The organism is Pseudomonas sp. MPB03, from assembly GCF_046605385.1.
Taxonomy (GTDB): domain Bacteria; phylum Pseudomonadota; class Gammaproteobacteria; order Pseudomonadales; family Pseudomonadaceae; genus Aquipseudomonas; species Aquipseudomonas zanjanensis.
This window is the reverse complement of sequence record NZ_CP176770.1, coordinates 3492347-3514171: the sequence shown is the minus strand read 5'-3', so window position 1 is coordinate 3514171 and position 21825 is coordinate 3492347. Positions and strand designations below refer to the sequence as shown.

General features: G+C 59.3%; 20 protein-coding genes. 14 read left to right on the top strand and 6 right to left on the bottom strand.

Annotation, left to right across the window (positions count from 1 at the left end):
- Window positions 1–315 precede the first annotated feature (315 nt).
- The 9 genes from ACLH0I_RS15605 (at window position 316) to ACLH0I_RS15565 (ending at window position 11594) form a co-directional block, all read left to right on the top strand.
- Entirely contained in the window at window positions 316–984 is a 669-nt protein-coding gene (locus ACLH0I_RS15605; RefSeq protein ID WP_250963811.1) for a haloacid dehalogenase type II, read from the top strand.
- Between the two features lie 36 nt (window positions 985–1020).
- Complete coding sequence (locus tag ACLH0I_RS15600; protein ID WP_411384670.1) at window positions 1021–2295, top strand: NAD(P)/FAD-dependent oxidoreductase; 1275 nt, start codon at window positions 1021–1023, stop codon at window positions 2293–2295.
- Between the two features lie 83 nt (window positions 2296–2378).
- Window positions 2379–4025, top strand: coding sequence for an ABC transporter substrate-binding protein (locus ACLH0I_RS15595; protein ID WP_411384669.1), 1647 nt, complete (start codon window positions 2379–2381; stop codon window positions 4023–4025).
- A 40-nt stretch (window positions 4026–4065) separates the two neighbouring features.
- A complete protein-coding gene (locus tag ACLH0I_RS15590) occupies window positions 4066–5022 on the top strand; it encodes an ABC transporter permease (RefSeq protein ID WP_186728398.1) in 957 nt (318 codons plus the stop codon).
- Window positions 5019–5894: an ABC transporter permease gene (locus tag ACLH0I_RS15585; protein WP_053121195.1), complete on the top strand. Its 876-nt coding sequence runs from the start codon at window positions 5019–5021 to the stop codon at window positions 5892–5894. Before ACLH0I_RS15590 ends, ACLH0I_RS15585 begins: the two co-directional genes overlap by 4 nt.
- Before the next feature lies 1 nt (window position 5895).
- Window positions 5896–7737 (top strand): ABC transporter ATP-binding protein, encoded by a 1842-nt coding sequence (locus ACLH0I_RS15580; RefSeq protein ID WP_411384668.1) that lies wholly within the window; start codon window positions 5896–5898, stop codon window positions 7735–7737.
- Complete coding sequence (argE, locus tag ACLH0I_RS15575; RefSeq protein ID WP_411384667.1) at window positions 7734–8891, top strand: acetylornithine deacetylase; 1158 nt, start codon at window positions 7734–7736, stop codon at window positions 8889–8891. Before ACLH0I_RS15580 ends, argE begins: the two co-directional genes overlap by 4 nt.
- 131 nt (window positions 8892–9022) lie before the next feature.
- Window positions 9023–10480, top strand: coding sequence for an NAD-dependent succinate-semialdehyde dehydrogenase (locus tag ACLH0I_RS15570; RefSeq protein WP_411384666.1), 1458 nt, complete (start codon window positions 9023–9025; stop codon window positions 10478–10480).
- 34 nt (window positions 10481–10514) lie between these two features.
- Entirely contained in the window at window positions 10515–11594 is a 1080-nt protein-coding gene (locus ACLH0I_RS15565; RefSeq protein ID WP_411384665.1) for a tartrate dehydrogenase, read from the top strand.
- Between the two features lie 92 nt (window positions 11595–11686).
- On the opposite strand, the gene ACLH0I_RS15560 is transcribed toward ACLH0I_RS15565, so the two are convergent.
- The 6 genes from ACLH0I_RS15560 to ACLH0I_RS15535 form a co-directional block, all read right to left on the bottom strand.
- The gene (locus ACLH0I_RS15560) at window positions 11687–12658 is read right to left on the bottom strand and encodes a threonine/serine dehydratase (RefSeq protein ID WP_411384664.1); all 972 of its coding nucleotides are present in this window, start codon (window positions 12656–12658) and stop codon (window positions 11687–11689) included.
- Window positions 12659–12698: 40 nt separating this feature from the next.
- A complete protein-coding gene (locus ACLH0I_RS15555; protein WP_411384663.1) occupies window positions 12699–13688 on the bottom strand; it encodes an ornithine cyclodeaminase family protein in 990 nt (329 codons plus the stop codon).
- A gap of 145 nt (window positions 13689–13833) precedes the next feature.
- Window positions 13834–14055, bottom strand: coding sequence for a twin-arginine translocase TatA/TatE family subunit (gene tatA / locus ACLH0I_RS15550; protein ID WP_411384662.1), 222 nt, complete (start codon window positions 14053–14055; stop codon window positions 13834–13836).
- A gap of 86 nt (window positions 14056–14141) precedes the next feature.
- Window positions 14142–14849, bottom strand: a complete 708-nt coding sequence (locus ACLH0I_RS15545) for a cupin domain-containing protein (RefSeq protein WP_411384661.1) — start codon at window positions 14847–14849, stop codon at window positions 14142–14144.
- A gap of 49 nt (window positions 14850–14898) precedes the next feature.
- A complete protein-coding gene (locus ACLH0I_RS15540; RefSeq protein ID WP_250963698.1) occupies window positions 14899–15756 on the bottom strand; it encodes a GNAT family N-acetyltransferase in 858 nt (285 codons plus the stop codon).
- A 224-nt stretch (window positions 15757–15980) separates the two neighbouring features.
- A complete protein-coding gene (locus ACLH0I_RS15535) occupies window positions 15981–16907 on the bottom strand; it encodes a 2-hydroxyacid dehydrogenase (RefSeq protein WP_250963699.1) in 927 nt (308 codons plus the stop codon).
- Between the two features lie 286 nt (window positions 16908–17193).
- Here ACLH0I_RS15535 and gabT point away from each other — a divergent pair, with 286 nt between their 5' ends.
- The 5 genes from gabT (at window position 17194) to ACLH0I_RS15510 (ending at window position 21742) form a co-directional block, all read left to right on the top strand.
- Window positions 17194–18486: a 4-aminobutyrate--2-oxoglutarate transaminase gene (gene gabT / locus ACLH0I_RS15530; protein WP_411384660.1), complete on the top strand. Its 1293-nt coding sequence runs from the start codon at window positions 17194–17196 to the stop codon at window positions 18484–18486.
- A gap of 89 nt (window positions 18487–18575) precedes the next feature.
- Window positions 18576–19232, top strand: a complete 657-nt coding sequence (locus ACLH0I_RS15525) for an HAD family hydrolase (protein WP_411384659.1) — start codon at window positions 18576–18578, stop codon at window positions 19230–19232.
- 46 nt (window positions 19233–19278) lie between these two features.
- Window positions 19279–19767, top strand: a complete 489-nt coding sequence (locus tag ACLH0I_RS15520) for an Lrp/AsnC family transcriptional regulator (protein WP_008146530.1) — start codon at window positions 19279–19281, stop codon at window positions 19765–19767.
- A gap of 188 nt (window positions 19768–19955) precedes the next feature.
- Window positions 19956–20381 carry a VOC family protein gene (locus ACLH0I_RS15515; protein WP_411384658.1) on the top strand — a complete coding sequence of 142 codons (426 nt, stop codon included), beginning with the start codon at window positions 19956–19958 and terminating at the stop codon, window positions 20379–20381.
- Between the two features lie 110 nt (window positions 20382–20491).
- Window positions 20492–21742 carry a cation:dicarboxylate symporter family transporter gene (locus tag ACLH0I_RS15510; protein ID WP_411387513.1) on the top strand — a complete coding sequence of 417 codons (1251 nt, stop codon included), beginning with the start codon at window positions 20492–20494 and terminating at the stop codon, window positions 21740–21742.
- The last annotated feature ends 83 nt before the right edge of the window (window positions 21743–21825 follow it).

The window sequence follows — 21825 nt, the reverse complement described above, 5'->3', positions numbered from 1 at the left end:
CCCGTTCTCGTTCTTGCAGGGGCAGTGCGGGCGTAGATTCTGCCGCACACAGCGGTTCACGTGGTTTTTTGCGCACCATTTGCGCCCGTAAATCCCTTGAAAACGGCGCAAATGCCCGCGCTTGGCGCATCCCGCACAGTCTGCTGAGCAGGCCCCGAAAAACGGTGGTTTGTGCCAAGCGACCTATACTTTTAACGGTTTATGCACGGTCTCATGATGCTGTAATAAATCCGTGATGCAGCGTTGCACCCAGGCTTCCAGAACGGCGCAACTGCTTGCCCCTCATGACCTCAACCATCACTCAGGACTGCACTCATGAGCTTCCTTCGCCCCAAGTTCATTACCTTTGACTGCTACGGCACGTTGACCAACTTCCAGATGGGCACCATGACGCGCGAGCTGTTCGCCGATCGGGTCCCTGCCGAGCAGATGGACCAGTTCGTCAAGGATTTCTCGGCCTATCGCCTGGACCAGGTGATGGGTGACTGGCGGCCATATGATGAAATCCTCAAGACTGCCTTGTCCCGTGTCTGCAAACGCTGGGGCGTCGAATACAAAGGCGAAGGCCAGCTCTACTACGATGCCGTACCGACCTGGGGCCCCCATGCTGATGTACCGGCAGGCCTGTCGAAAATCGCCGACAAGATCCCCCTGGTGATTTTCTCCAACGCGATGGACGAGCAGATCATGTCCAACGTCGACAAGCTCGGCGCGCCTTTCCATAAAGTCTTCACGGCTCAACAAGCCCAAGCCTACAAGCCGCGCCTGGCCGCCTTCGAGTTCATGCTCGATAACCTCGGCTGCGGGCCGGAAGATGTGCTGCACGTGTCCTCGAGCTTCCGTTATGACCTGATGCCAGCCGACGACATGAAGATCAAAAACAAAGCGTTCGTGGCTCGCGGTCATGAACTGCCTGGGAACGTGGGCTACAGCTACCACCAGATCCCGGACATCGGCGGATTGGCCGGTCTGGTCGGTCTCTGAGTCTCTTGGCACTCTTCAAGGCATAAGGGGTTAGACATGGGCAGTGAGTCTTACTGGCTCGATACCGCACCGGCATTCACCGGTGCCCAGCTCGGTGCGTTGCCCGGGCAGGTCGATGTGGCCATCGTCGGGGGTGGTTTCACTGGCCTGGCCGCGGCCCGGGCCCTGGCCTTGAAGGGCGCCAATGTGGTGGTGCTGGAAGGCGGGCGGGTCATTGGCGAAGCGTCGGGACGCAATGGCGGCCAATGCAATACCGGCGTTGCCCAGGACTACGCGGCACTGAGCGCCAGCCTCGGCGCCGATAAAGCGCGCGCCTATTACCTGGCCTATGAAAGCGCCGTGCAAAGCGTTGTCTCGCTGGTGGAGCAGGAGCAGATTGCCTGCGACCTCAAGCGCAATGGCAAGCTCAAGCTGGCGGCCAAGCCCCTGCATTACGAAGGCTTGGCGCGCACCTGCGAATTGATCCGGCGGGAGGTCGATGCCGAGGTCGAGTTGCTGTCTGCCCAGGAAACCCGCGCTGAAGTCAATTCGGCCCAGTTCCATGGTGGCTTGCTGCAGCGCAACGGCGTGCAGATGCATGTCGGGCGCTTCGGGGTCGGGTTGGCCGAAGCCGCAGCCCGTCATGGCGCGTTGATCTTCCAGGGTGTATCCGTCACGGACTGGAAAGCCAGTGCCGGCGGCTATCGGGTCAATACCACCAAGGGTTCGCTCCAGGCCACGCAGGTCCTGCTGGCCACCGGCACCTCTCAGCAGGGTGGGTTGGGCTGGTATCGGCGGCGGATCGTACCCGTGGGCAGTTTCGTGATCGCCACCGAGGTGTTGCCCCAGGCGCTGATCGACAGCTTGCTGCCGGCCCATCGCTCCTATGTCACCAGCCGCATGATCGGCAACTACTTTCGCCTGACGCCGGACAACCGCCTGCTGTTTGGTGGGCGTGCGCGGTTCGCCATGTCTGACAGCGTGTCGGATGCCAAGAGCGGCAAAGTCCTGCATGCGGCGATGGTGCAGATGTTCCCGCAGTTGGCTCACGTGAAGGTCGATTATTGCTGGGGGGGACTGGTGGACATGACGTCCGACCGACTGCCCCGGGCCGGCCAGCACGGTGGCATCTATCACTCCATGGGCTACAGCGGCCATGGCGTGCAGATGTCGGTGCACATGGGCCAGGTCATGGCCGACGTCATGGCCGGCAAGGTCGAGGCCAACCCTTGGCGCGAGCTCGATTGGCCAGCCATCCCCGGACATTTTGGCAAGCCTTGGTTCCTGCCCCTGGTCGGTGCGTATTACCGCCTTCAAGACTATTTGCATTGAGTTGCGGGGGACGCTTCACGTTTCAACACATTGCGTTAATCGCGAGCCATCGAACCTTATCACTTCCGAAAGGTAGAACTGACATGACTGACAAAAAAAACAGTATCGACACCCAGCTGATAACAGGTACGGAAAGTCTGCGCATCTTCGAAGGGCTCAATCGCGGCATGTCGCGCCGCAATGCTTTGCAAATGCTCGGATTGGCCGGGGTGACGGTGGCGGGCGCGGGTAGCCTGTTCGGCGCCGCCGGCAAGTTGTTCGCTGATGAGCAGGCCGCAGCCCCTGGCAAAGGCAAGCCTGGCGGTCGCATCCGTGTCGCAGGCTCGACCAGCTCCACCGCCGACACCTTGGACCCGGCCAAAGGTTCATCGTCCACCGACTATGTGCGCCACTACATGTTCTATAACGGGCTGACCCGTTTCGACAGCCACATGGTGCCGCAACTGGAACTGGCCGAGCGTATCGAAACCACCGACGCCACGCTCTGGGTGATCAGCCTGCGCAAGGAAGTGACCTTCCACAATGGCAAGGCACTGACCGCTGCCGACGTGGTGTTTTCGTTGTTGCGGCACAAGGACCCGATCACCGGCTCCAAGGTCTTGCCGCTGGCGTCGCAGTTCGCTGACGTCAAAGCCGTCGGCACCCATGAAGTGCAGATACAGTTGACCGGCCCCAACGCTGAATTGCCGTCGGTGCTTGCCGTTTCTCACATGCTGATCGTTCCCGAAGGCACCAGCGATTTCAGCCAGGGCGTCGGTACCGGTCCGTTCAAGGTCAAGGAGTTCAAGCCTGGGGTGCGTTCCATTGGTGTGCGCAATACCAATTACTGGAAACCCGGCTTGCCGTACCTGGACGAAATCGAATTCATCGGCATCGCCGACGAATCGTCGCGGATCAACGCCCTGTTGTCGGGGGACGTGCACATCGTCAACGAGGTCAACCCGCGCTCGACCACTCGCATCAAGGCCAGCGCCAAGCACCAGGTCATTGACTCACCGTCGGGCAACTACACTGACTTGATCATTCGTCAGGACCAGATGCCTGGCAAAAGCCCGGAATTCACCCAGGCCATGAAGCTGCTGCTGGATCGGGAACAGATCAAGTCGGCAATCTTCCGGGGTTACGCCAGGGTCGGCAACGACCATCCGATCGCCCCCGGCGCACGCTTCTACAACGCCGAACTGCCACAACGGGCCTACGATCCGGAACAGGCCAAGTTCCTGCTCAAGAAAGCCGGCATGGCAGACATCAGCATGCCGCTGATGTGCTCGCCAGCGGCGACCGGCTCGGTGGACGTCGCGGTGTTGCTGCAGCAGTCCGCCAAAGAAGCCGGGCTCAAGCTCAACGTCAACCGCCTGCCGAGCGATGGCTATTGGTCCAACCACTGGGCCAAGCACCCGCTGAGCTTTGGCAACATCAACCCACGGCCGAATGCCGACATGCTGTTCTCGCAGTTCTTCCAGTCGAGTGCGCCGTGGAATGAGTCCGGCTGGAAAAACGAACAGTTCGACCAGCTGTTGATCCAGGCCCGCGGTGAAACCGACGAGGCCAAGCGCGGCAAGATGTACGGCGACATGCAAGTGCTGGTGCATGAGCACTGTGGTATTGGCGTCCCGGTGTTCATCAGCAACATCGACGGTGCCGATCAGCGAGTCAAGGGCTACGGCGCCAACCCCCTGGGCGGTTTCATGGGCTACATGTTTGCCGAGCAAGTCTGGCTGGACGCTTGATGAACGTCGGGTTTTGGCCATATTGCATGAGGGTCGGATGATGAACAGCAACACACTCTGGTTGATTGGCCGCCGCCTGGGGGCGGCGGTCGTGACCTTGTTGATTGTCTCCATGGTGGTATTCGCCATCACGGCGGTACTGCCGGGAGACGCGGCGCAACAGGCGCTGGGGCAGTTCGCCACGCCAGAACAAGTGGCGGCCCTGCGGACGAAAATGGGTCTGGACCAGCCCGGTGTGTTGCGTTATCTGCACTGGCTGACGAGCCTGCTCAGCGGTGACCTGGGCATGTCGATGTCCAATGCCATGCCGGTCATCGACCTGATGGCCGGCCGGGTCCCCAACACGTTGATGCTGGCGGCTGCCACCGCGTTGGTGTCGGTGCCTGTGGCCTTGGCCCTGGGCATCGGCTCGGCTATGGGCCGGGGCGGGCGCATCGACAGCTTCCTGAGTTTCTTCACCTTGACCATGGTGGCGGTGCCGGAATTCCTGGTCGCCACCTTGGCGGTGCTGATCTTCGCGGTGAACCTGGGCTGGTTGTCGGCGCTGTCCTACGCCAGTGACATCACCTCACCCTGGCAATTCATGCGCACCTACGCATTGCCGGTCATGACGCTGTGTTGCGTGATTGTCGCGCAAATGTCGCGCATGACCCGGGCGGCGGTGATCGATCAGCTCGACAGCCCTTACGTGGAAATGGCCCGGCTCAAAGGCGTGAGCAATATCCGCATCGTACTTCGGCATGCCTTGCCCAATGCCATCGGCCCCATCGCCAATGCCATCGCCCTGAGCCTGTCCTACTTGTTGGGCGGGGTGGTGATCGTCGAAACGATCTTCAACTATCCCGGCATCGCCAGCCTGATGGTCGATGCCGTGACCAACCGCGACATGGCCCTGGTCCAGGCCTGCACCATGTTGTTTTGTACGGCGTACCTGGCATTGGTCTTGATTGCCGACCTGTGCGCGATACTGTCCAATCCGAGGCTGAGAAACCAATGAACAATCTCATTGTGAAGTCCCCGACGGCGGCCGTTGCGCTGGGGTTGGGCAAAGATGCCCACGCCAAGTCCTGGCTGGGGCTGGTCGGTGCTGCGATGTGTGTGATCTGGTTGCTGGTGGCCATCTTCGGCCCGTGGCTGGCGCCACATCCGGTGGGGGAGGTGGTCTCCGACAACGTGTTCGACAGCCTCAGCGCAACGTACCCGTTCGGCACCGATTACCTGGGCCGCGACATGCTCAGCCGGATCCTCGTCGGCGCGCGCTTCACCGTCGGCCTGGCGTTGGTGGCCGCGGTGTTGTCCAGCACCCTGGGGACCAGCCTGGCACTGCTGTCGGTGGTGTCGCCGAAATGGCTGGACGAGTTGATCAGTCGCCTGATGGATGCGTTCATTTCGATCCCCAGCAAGATGCTCGCGCTGATCATGGTTTCGGCCTTCGGTTCTTCGGTCACCTTGCTGATCTGCACGGCGGTGTTGAGCTACACCCCCGGCGCGTTCCGCATCGCCCGCAGCATGGCGGTGAATATCGAGGCCCTGGAATACGTGCAAGTGGCCCGTACCCGGGGCGAGCGTCGGCTGTACATCGCCTGCGTGGAAATCCTGCCGAACATCCTCAACCCGGTGTTGGCGGACCTGGGCCTGCGCTTTGGTTTCATCGTGCTGCTGCTCAGTGGCATGAGTTTCCTGGGGCTGGGCGTGCAACCGCCAGATGCCGACCTGGGCTCGCTGGTGCGCGAGAACATCGGTGGGCTCAATCAAGGGGCACCGGCCATCGTGATTCCAGCACTGGCCATCGGCACCCTGACCATCGGCGTGAATCTGTTCATCGACCGGTTGTCGTCGCGACGTAGCCGACGTTCGGGAGGTCATTGAAATGAGCGAGTTGATTCGAGTACAGGACCTGCGCGTGGTCGCCTGTGGCGAGCGTGGTGAGGTGGACATCGTCAAGGGCGTCAGCTTCTCCCTGCAAAAGGGTGAAGTGTTGGCGTTGATCGGCGAGTCCGGTTCCGGCAAGACCACCATCGCCCTGGCGCTGCTCGGTTATGCCCGGCGCGGGTGTCGGCTGGCGGGCGGCGTCGTGCAAATCGGCGAGCATGACATGCTGGCGTTGGGCGAAAGCCAGTTGCAGAAGTTGCGCGGCAATCGGGTGTCCTATATCGCCCAGAGTGCTGCAGCAGCGTTCAACCCGGCGAAAAAACTCATCGACCAAGTGGTGGAAGGCGCGCTGATTCATGGCCTGGGTAGTAGCGCGGAGCTTGAGGCCAAGGCCATCGAATTGTTCCGCGACCTGGCCTTGCCAGACCCTGAACGCATCGGCCAGCGCTATCCCCACCAAGTGTCCGGCGGGCAACTGCAACGGGTGATGGCGGCCATGGCGCTGATCAGCGATCCGTTGCTGGTGGTGCTCGACGAGCCGACCACGGCCCTGGACGTGACGACCCAAATCGACGTACTGCGGGCCTTCAAGCGAGTGGTGCGTGAACGCGGGGCCACGGCCGTCTATGTGTCCCACGACCTCGCGGTGGTGGCGCAGATGGCTGACCAAATCGTCGTGCTCAATGGCGGCGAAATCTTCGAACACAGCGCCACGGCGCCTTTGCTCAAGGCCCCGGCCCACGAATACACCCGCAGCTTGTTGGCGGCGGCGCGGCCGGACACGACGATCCGCCCACCGAGCGACATCGCCCAGGACACGCCACTGCTGACCATCCAAGGGCTGACCGCCGGCTACGGCAACAAGAATGCCCAGGGCATGCCAGCGATTCGGGTGCTGGAAGACATCGACCTGACGGTTCGCCGAGGCCAGGCCATTGGCGTCATTGGCGAGTCGGGCTCTGGCAAATCGACCCTGGCACGGGTCGTGGCCGGATTGCTGGTGCCGGCCCTTGGCGGGCTGACCTTTGATGGCCAGCCCCTGGGGGGCAGCCTGTCGTCGCGCACCCACGAACAGTTCCGACGCATTCAAATGGTCTTCCAGAATGCCGACACTGCCCTCAACCCGATGCACAGCGTCAGCACGATCCTGAGCCGTCCGCTGAAGATGTACTTCGGCCTCAAGGGCGCGGCGTTGCGCGAGCGTATCGGCGAATTACTGGACCTGGTGCGTTTGCCGCGCACGATGGCGGACCGACGCCCGAACGAACTGTCCGGCGGCCAGAAGCAACGGGTCAACCTGGCCCGGGCCTTGGCGGCCAAGCCGGACCTGATCCTCTGCGACGAAGTGACCTCGGCGCTGGATACCGTGGTCGGCGCGGCGATTCTCGAACTGCTGCGCGACCTGCGCCAGCAACTGGGAGTGTCCTATCTGTTCATCAGCCACGACATCTCCACCGTGCGCGCCTTGTGCGACGACATCGTGGTCATGTACAGCGGACACAAGGTCCAGGCCGGTAGCCGCCAATCCTATGCCGAGGCGCCGTTCCATCCGTATACCGACCTGTTGATTCATTCCGTACCGGAGCTGCGCCAGGGCTGGCTGGAAACCTGCGGGGCAACGACCTGCCAGACGCTGCCGCCCGTTGGCCCGAAAGCCAACGTGCCCGGGCTGTGTACCTTCCTCAGTCGCTGCCCGGTACGGGTAGACGGGCTGTGCAATTGCGTCGCGCCGCAGCGGCGGATGATTGTCGGCGGCAGCGAAATCCTCTGCCATCACGACAGCGCCGAACTGATGAAAACCCAGCAATCGAACAACCTGACCGTGGCGGCGTACGCATGAAACCCCGTGTATTGGAGATTCTCAAGCGGCTGATGGCCTTCGATACCGTCTCTTCGGAATCGAACATGGCCTTGATCGAGTACGTACGCGATCTGCTGCTGACCAAGGGCATCGAGTCGCTGATCGTCCAGGATGAAAGCGGCCAGAAAGCCAATCTGTTTGCCAGCACCGGACCCCGGGACGTGCCGGGGGTCCTCCTGTCCGGTCATACCGACGTGGTGCCGGCGGCGGGGCAGGCCTGGACTGTCCCGGCGTTTGAGGCGACGGTGCGGGACGGGCGGATCTATGGTCGGGGCAGTTGCGACATGAAGGGTTTTATCGCACTGGCCACCGACGCCATGCTCGATGCCAGCGAACAGCCATTGAGCCGGCCATTGCAACTGGCGTTGTCCCATGACGAAGAGATCGGGTGCGTGGGGGTGCGTCGTTTGCTCGATGTGCTGCACCTGGCACCGGTTCGGCCGTTTCTGTGCGTCATCGGCGAGCCGACCAATATGCAGTTCGTGCTCGGGCACAAGGGCAAGGGTTCCTACCGCACCTACTGTCGCGGCCTGGAAGCGCATTCCTCACTCGCACCGCGTTCGGTCAATGCGATTCACGTGGCCTGCGATTTCATCGCCGCGCTGCGCCAGAGCCAGCAGCAGTTGCAAGAGCAGGGGGCACGGGATACCGATTACGATGTGCCCTACAGCACCGTGCATGTCGGCCAGATTGTCGGCGGCAAGGCGCTGAACATCGTGCCCAACCTGTGCACCCTGGATTTCGAAGTGCGCAACTTGCCAGCGGACGACCTGGACGGGTTCCTCGAACAGATGCGCGAGCGGGCCGAACTGATCGTGCGCGAAGCCAAGAAGCTCTCCAGCGTGGCCGCGATCGAAATCGAGACCTTGAATGTCTACCCGGGCCTCGATACCCATCCGAGCGTCGACGCGGTGCGTTTCCTGAAAAACTTTGCCGCCCCGGACACCGGCACCGTCAAAGTCTCCTTCGGCACCGAGGGCGGGTTGTTCAAGCAACGCCTGGACGTGCCGGTGGTGGTCTGTGGCCCAGGCTCGATAGAGCAGGCGCACAAGCCTGACGAGTTCATCGAGATCAGCCAACTGGTCGCAGGCGAGCGTTTTCTGCAGGGGCTGTTGGGCTCGATGCGCATCTAATCGTGCCACGGTAAAGCCTGCCGTCGAATGCTGATTTTCAGCATTCGACGGCTGTAGGACCGGCGTTTTCAGCATCCTCATCCATGGCGACTCAATAGACTGGAGACTGTCTCAGAACAGGACTCCACGCCATGCTCAAGAATCGCCTGAAAGACCCCAGCCTGCTGGTAGAACTCGCTTACATCGACGGTCAATGGGTCGGCGCCGACAACGCCGAGACCCTGGACGTCATCAATCCGGCCACTGGCGAAGTGCTCGCCAAGGTGCCGGCGATACAAGGCAGCGAAACCCGGCGCGCCGTCGAAGCCGCCGACCGTGCCTGGCCGGCCTGGCGTGCACGTCCGGCGGCAGAACGGGCGGCGCTGCTGGATCGTTGGTATCAGGCCATGATCGACAACCTCGACGACCTGGCGTTGATCCTGACCTGCGAACAGGGCAAGCCGCTGACGGAAGCCCAGGGCGAGATTCGCTACGGTGCCAGCTTCGTCAAATGGTTTGCCGAAGAAGCCCGACGGGTCTACGGCGAAACCATCCAGGCCCCCAGCGGTGACCGCCGCTTGCTGACCCTCAAGCAACCGGTCGGCGTTTGCGCCGCGATCACCCCGTGGAACTTCCCCAACGCGATGATCACCCGCAAGTGCGCGCCGGCTCTGGCCGCCGGCTGCACGATCGTGGTCAAGCCGTCGGACCTGACCCCACTGTCGGCCCTGGCCCTGGCCGTGCTGGCCGAGCGGGTCGGCATTCCCGCCGGGGTGTTCAATGTCGTCACTGGCATGCCTGTCGGCATTGGTGAAGAGCTGACCGGCAACCCAACGGTGCGCAAGCTGTCCTTCACCGGTTCCACCGCGGTTGGTCGACTGCTGATGCGCCAGAGCTCGGAACACATCAAGCGCTTGAGCCTGGAACTGGGCGGTAACGCGCCATTCATCGTGTTCGACGACGCCGACCTGGAACAGGCGGTGACCGGCATCATGCTCAGCAAATTCCGCAACGCGGGACAGACCTGCGTCTGCGCCAACCGAATCCTGGTGCAGGATGGGATCTACGAGCGCTTCGCCCAGCGCCTGGTGGAGGAGGTGGGCAAGCTCAAGGTCGGCGATGGCCTGCAGGACGGCGTAAACATAGGTCCCCTGATCAATGCGGCGGCGGTCAGTAAGGTCGCTCGACACATCGACGAGGCGTTGAGCCAGGGCGCGCGTCTACTCTGTGGTGAGATCCCCCAGGGCGGCAGCCAGTTCGTCCAGCCGACGGTGCTCGGCGAAACCCATGCCGGGATGCTGCTGGCCAACGAAGAAACCTTCGGCCCAGTGGCACCGCTGATGCGCTTTCGCACGGAAGAAGAGGCGCTGGCCTCGGCCAACGCAACGCCTTATGGCCTGGCCGCGTATTTCTTCACCCAGGACCTGCGCCGCTCATGGCGGTTCGGCGAGGCGTTGGAGTTTGGCATGATCGGTCTCAATACCGGGCTCATTTCCATGGACGTCGCGCCCTTTGGCGGGATCAAGCAATCCGGCCTGGGGCGTGAAGGCAGCAAGTACGGCCTGGACGAATTCCTTGAAGTCAAAGCCTTCCACATGGGTGGGTTGTGACCCGGTCAGCGTTTGAAGAGAGGAGGCACGGTTGATGAGCAAACCATTCAGAATCGCCGCGATTGCCGGCGACGGCATTGGCAAGGAAGTCTTGCCACAAGGGCTGCGGGTATTGGAGCAGGCCGCGAAGAAATGGCAATTGGATTTGAGCATTGAAGTGCTCGACTGGGCCAACTGCGATTATTACCTGGAACACGGGCAGATGATGCCCGACGACTGGTTCGAGCAGCTCAAGGACTTCGACGCGATTTATTTTGGCGCCGTGGGCTGGCCGGACAAGGTGCCGGATCATATTTCCCTGTGGGGTTCGCTGTTGAAGTTTCGTCGGGACTTCGACCAGTACGTGAATATCCGTCCGGTGCGATTGTTTCCCGGTGTGCCGTGCCCGTTGGCAGGGCGCGAAGCCGGGGACATCGATTTCGTGGTGATTCGCGAAAACACCGAGGGCGAATATTCCTCGATTGGCGGCAAGATGTTCGAAGGCACCGAGCACGAGTTCGTGCTGCAGGAGTCGGTGTTCACCCGCCGTGGCGTGGACCGGATTCTCAAGTTCGCCTTCGACCTGGCTCAGACCCGGCCGCGCAAGCGCCTGACCGCGGCGACCAAGTCCAACGGCATTTCCATCAGCATGCCGTACTGGGACGAACGCACAGCCCTCATGGCGCAGCAGTACCCGGACGTCACCTGGGACAAGCAACACATCGACATCCTGTGTGCGCGCTTCGTGCTTCAGCCTGATCGTTTCGATGTGGTCGTGGCGTCGAACCTGTTCGGCGACATCCTGTCCGACCTCGGGCCGGCCTGCGCTGGCACCATCGGCATCGCCCCCTCGGCCAATCTCGACCCGGAGCGACGTTTTCCTTCGCTGTTTGAACCGGTTCATGGTTCGGCGCCGGATATCTATGGACGGAACATCGCCAACCCGATTGCGATGATCTGGTCCGGTGCCTTGATGCTGGACTTCCTCGGCAATGGCGATGAGCGCTACCGCGCGGCCCATGACGGTATTCTCAGGGCCATCGAGCAGGTCATCGCAGAGGGGCCGATTACGCCTGACCTGGGCGGGCAAGGTTCGACCCAGGAGGTTGGAGCGGCGATCGCCGCGGCGCTTTGAGCCGAGGCAACGCCCGGTATTGATTCTTGTTGTGTCACTCTTTAGCCCGTCTCACTGCGGGCTTTTTTTTGGGGCGCGTCCCAGGACGCAAACTACTCGACAGCCTTGTATATTTCGGCCAGGTCGCACAGGTCCCAATTTCCGCCCGTCAACACCACACAAACCTTTTCATCCGGCTTGACGTTGATTGCACCCGCCAACAAAGCCCCGATACCAATCGCTGCGGCGGGCTCGGCTATCAATTTTGCATCCTTGGCCAGGACACGCATACCTTCAATGATGTGCTCTTCCTCAACCAGAATGATCTCATCCACGTACCGCTCGATAATCGGGTATGGATTCTGCCCCGGGACGCTGATTCTCAACCCATCCGCGATGGTATTTTTCAGCGGTAGCGTCGTACGTTCTTCGTTTATCCTGCTCTGGTAGTACTTTGGCGTTAAGGCAGGCTCTACGCCGACTACGCGCACCGATGGCCTGGTTTCCTTGATGGCCGTGGCAATGCCCGAAATAAGGCCACCGCCGCCCATGGGGATGATGACCGTATCGACATCTTGCAGATCCTCCAGTATTTCGCAGCCGATTGTCCCCTGACCGGCCATCACCAAAGGATCTTCAAACGCGTGAACGACTGCATAGTTATTTTCTTCGGCGATTTCATACACTCTTTTCCATCTGGCAGCCGTGTCGCCATCGAAAAGAATCACTTGCGCTCCAAGCGCCATGGTATTGCCAATTTTGATTTTTGGAGTGGTAACCGGTAGCACCAATATCGCTTTCACCCCCAGCATTCGGGCCGCGTAGGCAAGCCCTTGGGCATGGTTGCCCGACGAGGTGGCAATAATGCCATTGGCGATCTCATCCCTGGGTAACGAAAGTGTCTTGTTCAGAGCACCTCGAATTTTAAAAGCCCCGGTAATCTGCAATGTTTCCGGTTTCAGATAGAGCTGGCAACCCACGGCAATCTCTATTTTTTCTGCACGTAATAGCGGTGTATGCCTGATGTGAGGTCTCAGCCGTTCCTGGGCTTCTTTTATATCGTTGATCGTTGGATAGTCACGCATAGTAATTACCTTTCCAGATCTTAGTGTTGAATGACTGAGTTCAAAGAAAACCAAAAAAAGTCCCGACGTTGATCTCTAACGCGTTTCGGTAGATTTTTTCGGAGGTCGTGTTGTCCTGTATGGCCATGCCCGTAGAATCGAAAACAGTGATTTCCTCATCACTTTCCCTTCCGGGTTTTATGCCCAGCAATATCTCGCCGATCTCTCCATGGATATCGGACTTGACAATGATTCCCTTATTTAACGGATGCCACGTTTCACCTTTTTCGATGCATTGCGAAATCGAGTCATTCACGATTTTTGCATGCCTGAATATCGCGGGATCCAGCTCTTGCTTACCTTTTTGATCCGTACCAATAGCGATGATATGTGTACCCGGTCTTATCCAGCCCGCTTCGACAAGCGATCCTGTTCCACGGGTCGTGGTAATCAAGATGTCAGCTTGCTCGACAGCTTCTTTCTTCGAGTTCGCCACGATCACGGGAATGCCAAACTCGCGCTCGATATCCACTTTATATCGGCAAAGGGCATCCGGATTTCTGCTCCACGCGTGGATTTCTTCAATGTCCATAACCTCGCGGATTGCCCGAATTTGCATTCGGGCCTGGTTTCCGGTGCCTATGGTTGTAATTTTCCTCGAGTTCTTTCTTGCCAGTACTTGTACCGAAATGGCTCCGGAGGCTCCGGTTCTGAGGTGGGTGAGTAAACTCCCATCCATGACGCAAATCAACGCACAGCTCCTCGCGTCAAACAGGAGAACAGTCCCCATGCTGTTAGGTACGTCGTGAGTTGCCGGATTGTCTATGAATCCTCCTGAAGAGGCCTTCATGGAGATCAGTTCATTGGTTTTACAATAACCAATCTTGAAATCGATTTCCCCACGAGGCGGCGGGAGGTGAATCCCGATATAGTCGGGCTGTACAACTTGCTCGCTGTTGAACGCTTTGTATGCCTGCGCCACAGCGTCTATGACTTCCTTCATCGATATCAAACTGGCAACTTCTTCTTTTGTCAGCAACAGTGTTTTCAATTTACGTTACCTCGCTGTGCTTTAAATCACGGGCATACGCTATACGGGCCTAATCACGCAGGCGGAGAAAGAAGGTTTTCAGCTCTGGGAAGGGATCCAGGCGACCTTGAGGAGAGATTCCGCTAAAGCGGATTTGAATAAAAACTTATGATTTTTTGGCCGACGCTTCGAGCGTGCGCGCCTGAGCGTCAATCGAGTCCCCGGGGGCTTCGGGACCGTGCTTATCCTCGTCCATGGATTTGCGAAATCCCCTGATCGTGTCCCCAAGATCCGTCCCCAGGCCTTTCAGGCGCTTGGTGCCGAACAGCAGGACCAGGATCGCCAGGATGATCAGCAATTTTCCGATACTGAAGCCACCTAATCCCATTGTCTTTACTCCGCGAGTGATGTGATCGGTATTGGGGTGGGCGCCGGCAGAGGACAACTCATCTGCCGGCGCTGATACGCTTCGGGTTACTTGCAGACGTAGAACTTGCGCACATAGACGCTGCTCTTCCAGGCGCAGGGAGCGCCTAGCGGTACGAACACCGTATCGCCCGTGTTGACCGCCAGTTGGGTCCCGCCGGCGATCTGGAGAATGATGCAGCCCTCGATCAGGTGCATCAATTCATGCATCGTATGTGGCCGCGCCTTGCGGGTATAAGGGGTCGAATCCCAAATGCCGATGCGCAGGTTGGTCGCGTCCTCGACGAACAAGTTGTTCGAGCGACATTGTGGCGTCGGGCTCAGCAGGAACTCTTCACTCGGAGGCGTCGAAGGGGAGAGCAGGGTGTGCGGGGGGAGAGCGGTCAGCCCTATGTTGCCGGCTTCAACCGGTTGGATATCGGCACAGAATGCCCAGAGCGAACCCGGTTGCGCCTCGATCCGAACCGATGTGCCGCGGGCAATCACGGCGCTGTCACCCGGATTGAGTTCGAGCGAGTGCTCCTGGCTCTGCAGGGTGACGTGTCCCGCGTGGACAACAATCGTTTCGCTGTAGGGGTAGTCATCGGTGCTGAATTGCCCGCTCGCTTGGACGATGCCGGCAGCAATGTCATCGGTCCCGACATAAGCGATCTGCCGGTCGAAAGGATCGTTGGCGCCCAATGAGCCGCGGGTGAATGCCGTGGACGCGGGAGTGCCGTTGGCATGGGCCAGCAGCACGGCAGTGGGTTCTAGCATGAGGGTGTTTCTCCAGGAGAGTGGATGGTATAGCGGTGATGGAGGGGCGTCAGCCGATGGCCTGGGTCACCAGCGCAAATTGATGTACGCCGCCGCTGGCCTGGGGCGGGGTCCCGCGGACCATTTGGGCGACGGTGTCGACCTGTTTCAACCCGGCTTCTTCCAGCCAGGCACCCAAGCCGCTGTCGGGCAGTACATCCATGCGCACGAAAGCGTCCGGTACTTGCGCCAATAACACGGCGATCAAGTACCTGGCCTGCCCTGGATTTTCTGCCACGACCGGGCCGATATAACGACCGCGGCCGAAGGGACGCAAAATGGCGAATCCGCGCAGTTGTCCATCGCGCTCGATGCCCACGACGTCGTCGACACTGTCGAACAGATCGTTGAGCACGGTATGCCTGTCCAGGCCGCTGCCGGCATTGGCGAGTTCGATCACCTCGTTTCGATCGGTGTCGGTCAGGCGGCGCAGGCGCTCACCGGATGGCAGGTCCGTGGAGGCAGGGGGCAATACGTTGCCCTGATGCTGCTGGATATGCCCAAAGTCAACGAATCCCTGGCTGGCATAAAGGGGCGCGCCGGCCAACGTCGCATTGAGCACCGCGGTCCGCGAACCGCACGCTTCGAGCGCCAGTTCCATCAATCTGCGCCCGATGCCCTGGCCCTGGTACTCATCGCTGACGATCACCAGGCCAATCGTGGCGTAATCACCCTGCGGGCAAGTGAACGCGGTACCGATCAGACGCCCTTCGTCCTCTACGACAAAGCCTTGGGAGACACGCTGCAGCATGGCCCAGTCTTCCAGACGGTGGGGCCATTTCAACTGCACGGACAAGGCATGGGCCGCCGCCACATCGGCAGCGGTCATGGGGCGGTAGGCATAGACAGGGCGTTGCGAGTTGGACATGACAGATCTCCATGGACAAGGGAGCGTGACCGGTCGGATTTCTCCGCTGAAAGTATGGGTATCTCACCTGCCGCCAGGCCTGACAAGAGGCCGGCATTGATTCGGTAGATTGCATAAGTTGCGGCTTCACGCGCCGCAGTTATTGCTCAAATCCGCAGCCGGCCCAGCAGCAAATATCAGCGTCTTTTTTGTCGGTGCTTATGCAGACGCATGGGCTGCGCGGGTCAATAACGTCGCTGGCGATCAATCTGGCCGAGCATCGATTCGCCGCGTTGATGCCGACGGATATTTTCCAGCAGCACGCCAAAGGCGCTTTCGGGTTGGGTCATCGCCGCGATATGCGGCGTCAGCACTATCTGAGGATGTTGCCAGAACGGGTGATCCGGTGCGGCCGGCTCCTGTTGCAGGACGTCGAGCACCGCGGCACTGAGTTGACCGCTGGCCAAAGCCTCGAGCAGGTCCGCTTCTATCAGGTGCCCACCGCGGCCCATGTTGACCAGGGCCGCGCCCTGGGGCAGGTGTCTGAACAATTGACGGTTGAGAATCCCTTGGGTCTGCTCGGTCAATGGCAAGACACAGATCACGATGTCGCATTGGCCGAGGAACGCCGGGAGTTGTTCGTTACCGGCAAAGCAATCCACGCCAACGATAGTGTGTTCGCTGCGTGCCCAGCCGGATAAGGCGAAACCAAAGGTCTGCAAGGTGGCCAGGATCTGCTGGGCCTGCATGCCAAGCCCCATGACACCGACCCGACGCTGGGCCGCCGGTTGCAGCAAGTGCGCCTGCCAGCATCGGGCGAGCTGTTGCTGGCGATAACGGAGCATATCCCGGTGCAGGCTGAGCACGGCGAAACTGGCGTACTCGCACATGCCCCGGGTGATACCAGGATCGAGTAGACGCACCACCGGCAGGGACATCGGCAGGCGATCAAGGTCGAGTTGGTCGACCCCGGCCGACAACGCGAACAGCACTTCAAGGTTCGGCAACAGTGCTTCGAGGTCATCCGGCGTCTGCCAAGCGGCGAGGTAGCGAATGTCCTTCGGATCGCCGATGTCCGGCCAGGCACGCCATTCGATATCCGGCGCGTGCTCGGCGAACAGACGCTTCCATTGTTCGCCGCGTACCGGGTCGGCTTTATAAAGCAGGGCCATGGGTCACTTCTCATACTGGATAGGGAACATCCAGCATGCCCGAGTGGTAAAGCAGGATGTATCAAAAGGGCCTGCGTAATCCGTCGACACTGCGTTGTATGGGGCGTTTGCCGGCAGATTCCATGGGGCTGGAGGCGGCTGAAGGAATCTGCTGTTTGCCGGGGTGAAAACAGTCGATCCGAATTTCCCAGAGGCCAAGTTCGGCTTAGACAATTGCGTCGAACGCTTAACCTGTGGAACACATCGCAACCGTTTCCCGGTTGCCTGGTTCACTGTGGGAGATGCCATGAACAGTAAAGTCGAAGAAACCCCAAGCTTGCTCCGTCAACGCGATCAATTCGTGCCACGGGGTCTGGTCACCGCACATCCACTGGTCATCGACCGGGCCCAGGGTGCCGAGGTGTGGGACGTGGACGGGGCGCGCTATCTGGACTTCGTCGGCGGCATTGGCGTCTTGAACATCGGCCATAATCACCCGAAGGTGGTCGCGGCGGTGCAGGCCCAACTGCAGAAGGTCAGCCATGCTTGCTTCCAAGTCGTGGCCTACAAACCCTACCTCGACCTGGTCAAGCGCCTGTGCGAGCTGGTGGGTGGCGAGCAAGCCTACAAGGCGGCGCTGTTCACGTCCGGCGCGGAGGCGGTGGAGAACGCGGTGAAGATCGCCCGTGCCCATACCAATCGTCCCGCCGTCATTTCCTTCCGTGGCGGTTTCCATGGTCGTACCTTGCTGGGTACGACGCTGACGGGCATGAGCCAGCCCTACAAACAGAACTTCGGGCCCTTCGCGCCTGAAGTCTTCCATACCCCATACCCGAATGCCTATCGCGGTTTCAGCAGCGAGATGGCGTTGCAGGCCCTGAATGAGTTGCTGGCGACCCAAGTCGCTCCGGATCGGGTCGCGGCGATCATCATCGAACCGGTGCAAGGCGACGGTGGCTTCCTTTCCGCGCCGCCGGAATTTCTCCAGGCGCTGCGGACCCTGACCGAGCAACACGGCATCGTGCTCATCCTTGATGAAATCCAGACCGGCTTCGGCCGTACCGGCAAGTGGTTCGGTTTCCAGCACGCCGGGATTCAGCCGGACCTGGTCACCGTCGCCAAGAGCCTGGCAGGTGGTTTGCCCATTTCCGGCGTAGTGGGGCGTGCACACATCATGGACGCCCCCTTGCCCGGTGGCCTCGGTGGTACCTATGGCGGTAACGCCTTGGCGTGTGCGGCGGCGTTGGCGGTGATCGAAGCTTACGAACAGGAGCAGCTGCTCGAGCGCGGCAAGGCATTGGGCGAACGGCTGCGTCAGGGCCTGCTGCGCTTGCAGGCACGTCACCCACGTATCGGTGACGTACGCGGCACCGGCTTCATGCTCGCCATCGAATTGATCAAGGACGATGAGGCCCGCAGCCCCGACGCCGAGCTCACCCAGCAACTGATCGACCAGGCCAGGGTAGGCGGGCTGTTGGTGATCAAATGCGGGGTGTACCGCAATGTCCTGCGCTTCTTGGCTCCCTTGGTCACCGAAGAAAGCCAGATCGACGAAGCACTGAACATTCTTGAAGCAGCTTTGCTACGCGTGTTGGATTAATCTCAGGTCTCGATCGGCGCCTGTAACGAGGTGCCGACCGAGGGCATTTAGCGCAGATGGATTGATGAATGCATCATGGGAGGCGACACATGCACCTGACTGATTATCGTGCGCTGCTGATCGATTGCGACGAAGTTCTGGTCGATAGGGACTCCGGTGTCTGGACGGCCCTGCAACCCTTGCTCGACAACCACCCGGGCATGCCAGACAGGGACGCCGTGTTGGCGGAATTCGACGCGGCGGTGCGCGGGCTCTATCCGCGTTTTTCCGAACTGGGTTTCAGTGGTCTATTGTGCTTCGCCCATCGGCAACTGGCAGAGCGCCTGGGGCTCAAGGTCAGTTGGGAGGAGGGCATGAGCTTTGCCCGTTCGGCAGGCAATTGGTCGCTGTTCGAGGACGCACCCGGCGCGATGTTGTACTTGCGTAAATTCTACCGGTTGCTGGTGTACTGCGACCGCGATGCCGAGGATCGCGAGCCCCTCTGCGAGCGTTTGGGGATCCCTCCCGAGGACTTGCATTCCCGAGCGAACAATCCATTGGAAGATGAGGCATGGCTGCAAGCGAACACGCTCAAGCCTGAAAACATCATGCAAGTGTCCAGGCCACCTGCACAAGCGCCAAAGTCAGCGGGCCTATGTCTGATCCGCCGTGGCCATGAGCCTGATAATCAAGAATATTCTGCCGACTTCTACATCACCAGCATGGCCGACCTGGTCGCTCAGCATCAGCTATCTTTGCGCCGTTGAATTTGCTAAAACCACTGTCAACCTGAAGACAACCGAGGGGTACACGATGGAAGGTTTAATAAAACTAGACCGAATTGATATCAGTATCCTTGTTGAACTTCAAAAGGACGGTCGAATGACCAACGTCAGTCTCGCCGATGCCGTGGGGCTGTCATCCAGCCCATGCCTGCAGCGAGTCAAGCGGCTTGAGTCGGCGGGTTATATTTCCGGCTACAGGGCTCATCTCAACCTGGCCAAGATCACTGACTCGGTCACGGTCTTCACTGAAATCACCCTGAGCGACCACAAGCGGGAGGACTTCGCCAAGTTCGAATCCAATATCCGCTTGGTCGATGAGGTACTGGAGTGTCATTTGATCAGCGGCGGCTACGACTACCTCGTGCGTTTCATGACCTGCAGCATCCAGCATTATCAGGAAGTCATCGAAGGGTTGCTGGACAAGAACATCGGCATTTCCAAGTACTTCAGCTATATCGTCATCAAGTCCCCGGTGCTCAAGGATGGGGTGCCGTTGCGTAGGTTGTTGCGTCACTGATACTTCCTGGCGGCAAACCGAGCTTTTGGACTGCTCACAAGCAACAAAAAAATTTGTGCTTGTAGAAAATATATATTGATTTTTTTTAGGCGTGTGCGGCCCTAGCATAAATATGGCCTAAGAAGCCCGGCAGACAGCGAGCCCGCTGTCCCTTTGGAAATCAATAAAAATTGCAGCCCGGAGTCCCGATGAGTCTTTCTCCTTTCCACCTCGCAATTCCCGTGTATGACCTGGCCGCCGCACGCACATTCTACGGTGAAGTGTTCGGTCTTTCCGAAGGGCGCTCCAGCACCCAGTGGGTAGACTTCGATTTCTACGGCCATCAATTGGTCATCCATGAGCACCCTAAAACCGCTTCTCAAGAAAGCGTCCATAGCAACCCCGTAGACGGTCACGACGTACCGGTGCCTCATTTCGGGATCATTCTGGAATGGGCACAATGGGAAGCGCTGGCCGAGCGCTTGAGAGCCTTCGATACCAAGTTCGTCATTGAACCCTACATCCGATTCAAAGGGCAGGTGGGGGAACAGGCCACCATGTTCCTGTTCGACCCCTGTGGTAATGCACTTGAGTTCAAAGCCTTCAAAGATATGAGTCAGCTCTTCGCAAAATAATAAAACCCCTGGCGCGAATACATCGCGCCAGGAAATTTAAAATGAGCTGGAAGCTCATGAATCTAGCTACTGCCCTTAAGCAGTCCTTTCATTCCAAAAAAAGGCTAGACATGAAACGTATCCCATTGGTTTGGCAGATCGTTGCTGGTCTGTTGCTCGGCGTGCTCGTTGGTTGGTATTTCAATACCCACCCGCAACATCAGGTTTGGGTCAGTACCGAAGTGCTTAAACCCCTCGGCGACATTTTCATCAAGATGATGAAAATGGTCGTTGTTCCCATTGTTTTTTGCTGCATGATCCTCGGCATTGCCGGGGGCGGCGATAACAAGTCCTTCGGTCTTATGGGGGCAAAGTCACTGATTTACTTTTTTGCGATTACCACCTTGGCCATCGTGCTGGGGCTGTGCTTTGCCAATCTGTTCGAGCCTGGTCAGGGCACCCAGATTGCTGGCATCGCCCACAGCGGTAGCTCGGTGGTCACCATTGAACCGTCTAAAGGTGCACTGGTCATCCTGCAAAACATCGTGCCGGATAACGTGATCATGGCGATGTCGGAAGCGAAGTTGTTGTCGGTGCTGTTTTTTGCCGTCCTGCTCGGAATGGCGCTGAACACATTGCCCAAAGCGAAGAGCGCACCGGTCATTGCAATCATCCAGGGCTTTTCTGATGCCATGTTCAAGGTCGTGTCGTTTGTCATGGCGTATGCACCGATTGGAGTGTTTGGCATGATCGGAGCAACCGTTGCGACTTTTGGATTCGCCTCGTTGTTACCCTTGCTCAAGTTGATTGGCGTGGTCTATCTCGCGCTGATTACTTTTGCGTTGGTATTACTGGGAGGTATTTGCTATCTGATCGGTGAAAATGTATTCAAGTTGATCAAGTATTTCAGGGATGAGTTGATTCTGGCGTTTTCAAGCGCTGCCTCTGCAGCGGTCATGCCGCAATTGATGACCAAGCTTGAAGCGTACGGTGTCCCTGCGCGTATCGTCAGTTTCGTCGTGCCAGTGGGCTATGCCTTCAACTTGGACGGGGCTTCGATTTTCCTCGGTGTGGCGACGATCTTCATTGCCCAGCTATACGGCATCGATCTTTCATTGACTCAGCAGATCTTGCTCGTAGTCACGATGGTATTGACGTCGAAGGGCGCTGCAGGTGTGCCTGGTTTCGCCATCATTATTCTGTCTGCGACCCTGGCGTCAGCCGGGCTGCCATTGGAGGGGGTCGCGTTGATCGCCGGGATTTTCAGGATTATCGACAGTGGAACCACCACCTTGAACGTCTTGGGTAACGCGATTGCACCCTTGGTGATCGCCAAGTGGGAAAAGGCACCGCTTGTACGGAAAAATGCCGTGGGCGCTTAGAACGCCGGGGCAGCGACACAAAAGGGCTCTCCACGTAACAGCGTCGAGAGCCCTTATTTTATTGCTGATAAGGTTCATCGTCG